Here is a 6,262-nt window from a genome sequence, read left to right on the forward strand (position 1 = left end):
CAATACACGCAGCGGAAGTTGCAGCGGTCCGTGACCGAGATGCGCAGGTCGCGCAATGGACGTTTCAGCGTATCAGTGATCAAGCCGACGGGGGCTTTAAGATTTGACGGGATGGCCGCCACCCCTTTGGAATAGCGGTTCTCGGCAATAGGGATAATTTTTTCGATCATGGGATCACTCTTGTCCTCATTGGGCGCGAGACGTTGAGCCCAAATGTGTAATGTTGATTGGATGCCGAACCGCTTAAGCATATGACAAGTGAGCACCTCTCTGCGCCCCACCGTGAACTGCGGCCCTCGAATTCCCTGGGCAAACGTGCAGATCGCCTTGCAAGGTGGGGTAGCGTCGCGCGAGGACGCGCGACGCTGAATGGATTTGCCCCCGGGAGCGTCAAGCCATCGGCGCGCTGCCTGGCAGAACTTACGTGGCCGCCTGGAACCCGACCTTTCCGTGGGTCCCGTCGCAGAACGGCTTGTTTCCGGATTGGCCGCAGCGGCAGAGGGCGTAGCCATTCTCGGATTTCGGGAACGGATTGCCGGCCGTGTCGAACAGCTGGATGTCTCCCTTCACGATGTAGGGGCCATGCGCCTTCACGGTGATCTTGACGTTCGTCATCTCTTCTCCTCCTGTAGTTTCTGTGGGCAGTCCGCCCGATCTGTGCGGCATGAGCCCGGGAAGGCCCCCGAGCAATCCGGAGATGGAGGGCGCACGCGTTTGGCTGCGGACCCTGCTCTCGTCCTGCCATCGTGGTGGCGGGGGAGATCTCGATCGACATCATCTCTTCCCCCTCACAATAGGCCAAGCTGCAGTTGGGCGGCCTCAGACATGCGGCTCTGGTCCCAGGCCGGCTCCCAGACGATCTCGATGTCGACGTCGGTGACGCCGGCCACCCCCTGCACCTTGCGGCACGCGTCTGCCTTGAGCACATCGCCCATCCCACAGCCGGGCGCTGTCATCGACATCTTGATCTCGACCCGATGGCCACCGTCCGCGAGCGGGTGCGCTTCGCAGACGTAGATCAGGCCGAGGTCCACCACGTTGACCGGGATTTCCGGATCGAACACGGTCTTTAGCTGCTCGATCACTTTCTCCAGACTAAACGGCCCCGCTTCCCCCGGTGCTTCTTGCTCCGGCGCGTCCTGAAGCCCTAGCGCGTCGGCATCGAGAGAGGCGACCCGCACCAGATATCCCATCTCGGTCCTGACGGTGAAGCTGCCACCCAGCGCCTGCGTCACTACGATGGCGTCACCTTGCGCAAGCGTTAGCTTCTCTCCGCTCGGGATCATCGCTACCTCACACTCCCGCTTGAGCTCGACGCGAACCTCGTGCTTGCTCGAGCGTCGGTCGCGTGTGCTGGTCAGTACCCCTGTGAACGACCGGTTGTCAGGCGTATCGAGAATGGTTGGCACGCCCGTCAGCAGTTGCGTCCGGATGGCCGTTCCGATTGCCGATTTCAGTTCCGACCATGAGGCGCTGGGCTCCTTTCCGACTGTCACCACGTTGTCGGTCACCAGCACATTGGCAACACCAGGAAGCGCGAACAAGCGCTCGACCAGTGGCGAGCCAATAGCCCGCTCCTTGTTGTCGAAGAAGAACGGACCACCGGGATACACGGTCTGGCTCACCGTGAACTTGCACGTGTCGGGGTCGGCGAGCAATGTCTCGGCGCGGATCGTGATCGCCGGGTCGACCGGCACGATCTCAGACATCTTCGGCGACCCCAGCCGCGCGGCTCGCACCAAGCGCCCGCAGGTGCTTGAAGGTGTCAATCCCGGTGCTGTGGCCGTCGTTCCAGGCGATCGAGATGGCGTAATTGCCCACGCTGACGATCGTGCGTGGGGTTATGTCCGCTCGCACGCTCTTTGGATCCAACAGCGGGAGTCCGCTCATCTCATCCCTGCACAGGGCACAACGGCAGTTCAGCCGAAGGTCGCGGACGTCGAAGTCCTGCCGCTGGCCGTCCTCCCAGAGCACGGACAGCGTCCGCGCATCACGCTGGCGGAAGCCAATCGCGGTCGTTTGCGAGCCCGACGGGCGTCCGGCGCTCTCCGCCCAGGCCGGCGCGCCTGCATTGGTTTCCCAAGTCCACGTGAACTGCTTCAGCGCCGAAGTTGATTGTGCCTGGAGTCGGCCATCCAGTTCGGCGGCAATCGCGCCGTACACCTGGGCCGCGAACGAGTTTGGCTTCTCGAGCACCAATGGTTGCCCTTGGTCCCCGCAAGTGACGATGTCGGGGTCGAGAGGAATCGTACCCAGGAACGGGATGCCGAGCTCCCGGCTCATTCGCTCGCCGCCGCCGCCGTGGAAGATGTCCGTACCCTTTCCGCAGTGGGGACAGGTGAAGGTGCTCATGTTCTCGACGATGCCAAGGATGGGGGTGTGCACGGTCTGGAACATCCGCAATCCGCGGCGGGCGATCTTGAGGCTCACGTCCTGCGGCGTTGTGACGATGATCGCGCCAGATAGAGGAACGCTTTGGGCCAAGGTAAGCTGGGTGTCGCCAGTCCCCGGTGGGAGGTCGAGAATCAAATAGTCCAGCTGTCCCCAGTGCACCGAGCCGACGAACATTTTCAGGAACTTGCTAACCATCGGTCCACGCAAGATGGCCGGCTTGTCGTCGCCAGATAACATGCCCATCGATATGGTCTTCAGGCCGTACCGCTCCGCGGGGGTAATCATCTCGCCCGCGTCGAACCCGGGCGGCTGGTCGGTGGTAAGTCCCAGCATCCCCGGGATGCTTGGCCCCAGGACGTCCGCGTCCAGGAGCCCGATCCGGTACCCCATACGTTGCAGCGCGAACGCGAGATTCACGCTGACAGTGGACTTTCCAACCCCGCCCTTGCCGCTGCCTACTGCGATGATATGTCTGATTCCGGGCAGCTTTTCAGGACCGGTGGTTTGCATGTTTCAGGTTCCTTTTGTTGTTGCCGCGCTGCGACACGTTCCTATACCGCTACTTCGATGTCGGTTGTTCGAGCCTTTCCTGACGAAACTGATACGCGAGCCATTTGGGTGTGAGTTGGCATCGCTTCGAAACTATTGCTGTGCCAATATAGTTTGTCAACGCTATTATCTAGGCATAACCAATGGAGCTAGAAATGGATAGTCGCGTCATCGCGGAGCTGGTCTTGCACTTGGGGCGCATGGCGTCCCGCGAGGCGCTGGTGGAGGGGCTGACCGCGGCGCAGTGGGCAGTGCTCAGATACTTCGCGCGGGCCAACCGCTTCTCGCGACCCCCGTCCGCCTTCGCCGCTTTCCATGGCACGACCCGGGGCACGGCGTCGCAGACGATCAAAAGCCTCGAAAGCCTCGACTATCTTCCTGTGGTAAGGAGCGGCTCGGCCGCATTTCGAAGGCCGGGCAGGCTGACATTCGTAGGCTGCTGATTATCGGCGCGATGTCGCGTCTGAACTGGTTGGGCCGTAAATCGATCCCGGATGGCTCGTGGCGATTGCACTGGCCAATAAAATAGCGCGGACGATCTGGGCGTTGATGAAAAAGAACGAGGATTATCAAGTTTCGGCGCAGACCGTGGCGGCATGATTTACATGTAGCAAAATCTGCCTGACGTCGGATAAAAAAGAGGGGGGGGGTGAGAAGGCGAAGACCCGCATGGGCAAAATGATCGAAAAGATCTGGATCAGGAAAACCAGGTGAATAACGAGAGCATTGCAGCTCGATGGTTAGATTTGGACTTGATCCGCAGATCACCATACCGGCCAGCGGCTTCAGACATGCCGCGTTCAAAGGCCTGACAGAAGACCGAACTTGATCAAATACTCGTCGGATAAAAATCTTCTTGCATCAAAGGCGGCAACCACAGAAGTTATTCAGTATCGAAGTAAAGCCGTGATAGTATGGATTCAAAACTATATACTTGTCAATATGGGTGAGAAATGCTATTTATTCCCATGAATCTATAAGGGAGGACGGAGTCTCAAATGAACAGCAGCACTATCACCGAACAGCTCATTCACCTCGGACGAATTGCGTCAGGTGATGGCCTCGTGGAGGGGCTGACGCCGGGCCAGTGGGCTATTTTGAGATACTTCGCCCACGCAAATCGTTTTTCGCAGACTCCGTCTGCGTTTGCTGCGTTTCACGGCATAACCCGCGGCACGGCCTCCCAGGCTATCAAGAGCCTGGTGACGCAGGGTTATTTGCATCAGGCCCGATCCAAGGCCGACGGACGCAGTGTGCGATTGGGCTTGACGAATAAGGCCCGGGCCATATTCATCAACGATCCAATCGAAGTCCTGGTCGAGGCGATGGAGGCTTTACCTCCAGGTGTCCGGGGAGATTTTTCCAGTATTCTACAGCGCATGCTGGGGCGCGTCGCCCTTGCGACGGGCAAGCCGCATTTCGGCGTTTGCGAAAGCTGTGCGCATTTTGCTGACGGCGGCGGCGGCTGTGAAGAAGGCCGACCCACCCATCTATGCACGTTCCAGAACGAACCGCTCATGGAAGAAGATCTGGACGGGCTGTGCATCGATTTCACTCCGGAAAAGCCTGGGCCCAAAGTTGGGACCGGCTTGCGATGACCCATCCCTCCGCAGCAATCGTAAGCATTGTTGATCGTGATGTCGTGATCAACGCCGAGGCGCGGGCACCCAAACTGGGCCTTGCCGTCGAATCCTTGAAAGAGGATATGGCCAACGGCCCTGTTACCGACGTCGCAGAGACCGGCGTTAACGAAGACGAGGGGCGCACACGTCTTACTTTCCGCTACCGTGCGCATGTCAGGCGCGTCGCGATCGAAACTGGTGGAGGGTTGATCGAGGACTCCGGGCCCTTCGTCAAGCCAAAGCCTACAAGGGATCGGTTCGGCTTGCTCGAACTGGAGAGGGATGCGCCGTGATACTCGTGCCCGCAGGCGGTTTGTCGACGACAGTTCCGGGGTTGGCCCAACGGGTTCGAACCTATCTTCAACAAATCGCGGAAGCTTTTGAGTATTTGATGGAGGAAGACGCGGGAGACGGCCAGCCTTTCATCGCCGCGCTTGTGATTAGCAAAGCACGGGCCGGACTGTCGGCGCCTGGCTTTTTCGATGTAGCACACCGGCTCGGGCGCTTTGTCGGCAATCCTTCGGGGCCGGAGGCATCGGCGTTTCACGGAGCAGCGTTCGCCACGACGGCCGCATTCTGGGCCGCCGCCGCCGCAGAAACAGCTGAGAGGGACATCGCATGACTTCTTCCATCTCAGAACTCGGGAAAGGATCTCACGTGCACCCCGTATCCAATCGCGCCGAGACAGATCAGCGGCCGCACGTGGTCATTGTCGGCGCCGGGTTCGGCGGGCTCACGGTCGCAAAGAATCTCGCCAGAACGCCTGTGGACGTCACACTGATCGACCGTGAGAATCATCATCTCTTTCAGCCGCTGCTCTATCAAGTGGCAACGGCTGGGCTGTCGCCGGCGGACATCGCCTGGCCCATTCGCGGACTTGTCCGTCAGCAGAAGAACACGCGCGTCCAGATGGGCGAGGTCACCGGTGTCGACAAGGTTCGAAAGCGAATCCTCTTGGGAGATTGCGAGATCGGCTACGACATTCTTGTTCTCGCGACCGGCGCGACCCACGGCTATTTTGGCAACGACGACTGGGCCGCTCATGCGCCAGGACTGAAGGTGATCGACGACGCCACTGAGATCCGCCGTCGGCTGCTCCTGGCGTTCGAGCGCGCCGAAGTGGAACATGATGCGGAGAAGCGCCGTCGCCTCCTGACGATCGTCATCGTTGGCGGAGGACCGACTGGGGTCGAAATGGCTGGTGCCGTGGTGGAACTTGCGCGCAAGACGCTGGCGGCTGACTTCCGCGCCATCAATCCAGAAGAAACCCGTGTGGTGCTGGTTGAGGCTGGCCCCAGAGTGCTTCCGGGGTTTCCGGAGCCTCTGTCAAGCTACGCCGCCAACGCGCTTACGGAGCTGGGAGTCGAGGTCCAGTTGGGACGCCCGGTCACCAAATGCGACGCCGACGGTGTTGTGGTAGGCGATGAGCGCGTGATGGCTAAAACGGCAATCTGGGCCGCAGGCGTAACGGCTTCACCGGCGGCAGTCTGGTTGGGATTGGAAGGCGATCGTGCGGGGCGGGTCCGCATCGGGTCAGGCCTTAAACCAACTGATATAGATGATATCTACGTCATCGGTGACACGGCGCTCGCCCATAATGCGGCTGGCGCGCAGCTGCCCGGTATCGCCCCCGTTGCCAAGCAACAAGGCACCTATGTTGCCAATGCGATCAAGGCGCAAGTCTCCGGGAAGGCCGC

The 6,262-nt window shown here is 60.2% G+C and carries 8 protein-coding genes and 2 pseudogenes; 6 read left to right on the plus strand and 4 right to left on the minus strand.

Annotated elements, in window-relative coordinates:
- From ACESNB_RS15955 to ACESNB_RS15970, 4 genes and pseudogenes are all read right to left on the minus strand, one after another.
- Positions 1–170 (minus strand): annotated as a pseudogene (locus tag ACESNB_RS15955) (GTP 3',8-cyclase MoaA); the annotation flags it as partial.
- Positions 171–420: 250 nt separating this feature from the next.
- Positions 421–615 (minus strand): CDGSH iron-sulfur domain-containing protein, encoded by a 195-nt coding sequence (locus ACESNB_RS15960; protein ID WP_373009097.1) that lies wholly within the window; start codon positions 613–615, stop codon positions 421–423.
- A gap of 173 nt (positions 616–788) precedes the next feature.
- Positions 789–1,709, minus strand: coding sequence for a putative Fe-S cluster assembly protein SufT (sufT, locus tag ACESNB_RS15965; protein WP_373009099.1), 921 nt, complete (start codon positions 1,707–1,709; stop codon positions 789–791).
- Entirely contained in the window at positions 1,702–2,904 is a 1,203-nt protein-coding gene (locus ACESNB_RS15970) for a P-loop NTPase (RefSeq protein WP_373009101.1), read from the minus strand. The genes sufT and ACESNB_RS15970 overlap by 8 nt, the downstream gene beginning before the upstream one ends.
- 239 nt (positions 2,905–3,143) lie before the next feature.
- Between ACESNB_RS15970 and ACESNB_RS15975 the strand changes: the two genes are divergently transcribed.
- The 6 genes and pseudogenes from ACESNB_RS15975 to ACESNB_RS16000 form a co-directional block, all read left to right on the plus strand.
- Positions 3,144–3,386 carry a MarR family transcriptional regulator gene (locus ACESNB_RS15975; protein ID WP_373009111.1) on the plus strand — a complete coding sequence of 81 codons (243 nt, stop codon included), beginning with the start codon at positions 3,144–3,146 and terminating at the stop codon, positions 3,384–3,386.
- A pseudogene (locus ACESNB_RS15980) lies at positions 3,317–3,543 on the plus strand (IS110 family transposase); the annotation flags it as partial. The gene ACESNB_RS15975 and the pseudogene ACESNB_RS15980, both read left to right, overlap by 70 nt.
- A 398-nt stretch (positions 3,544–3,941) precedes the next feature.
- Entirely contained in the window at positions 3,942–4,541 is a 600-nt protein-coding gene (locus tag ACESNB_RS15985) for a MarR family winged helix-turn-helix transcriptional regulator (RefSeq protein ID WP_373009103.1), read from the plus strand.
- Positions 4,538–4,858 (plus strand): DUF6522 family protein, encoded by a 321-nt coding sequence (locus ACESNB_RS15990; RefSeq protein ID WP_373009105.1) that lies wholly within the window; start codon positions 4,538–4,540, stop codon positions 4,856–4,858. Before ACESNB_RS15985 ends, ACESNB_RS15990 begins: the two co-directional genes overlap by 4 nt.
- Entirely contained in the window at positions 4,855–5,187 is a 333-nt protein-coding gene (locus tag ACESNB_RS15995) for a hypothetical protein (RefSeq protein WP_373009107.1), read from the plus strand. The genes ACESNB_RS15990 and ACESNB_RS15995 overlap by 4 nt, the downstream gene beginning before the upstream one ends.
- A 35-nt stretch (positions 5,188–5,222) precedes the next feature.
- Positions 5,223–6,262, plus strand: a 1,040-nt coding sequence (locus ACESNB_RS16000) for an NAD(P)/FAD-dependent oxidoreductase (RefSeq protein ID WP_373009109.1), incomplete at its 3' end; no start/stop codon positions are given.

It is taken from the genome of Hyphomonas sp. (genome assembly GCF_041689225.1).
In the GTDB taxonomy this organism is placed as follows: Bacteria; Pseudomonadota; Alphaproteobacteria; order Caulobacterales; family Hyphomonadaceae; genus Hyphomonas.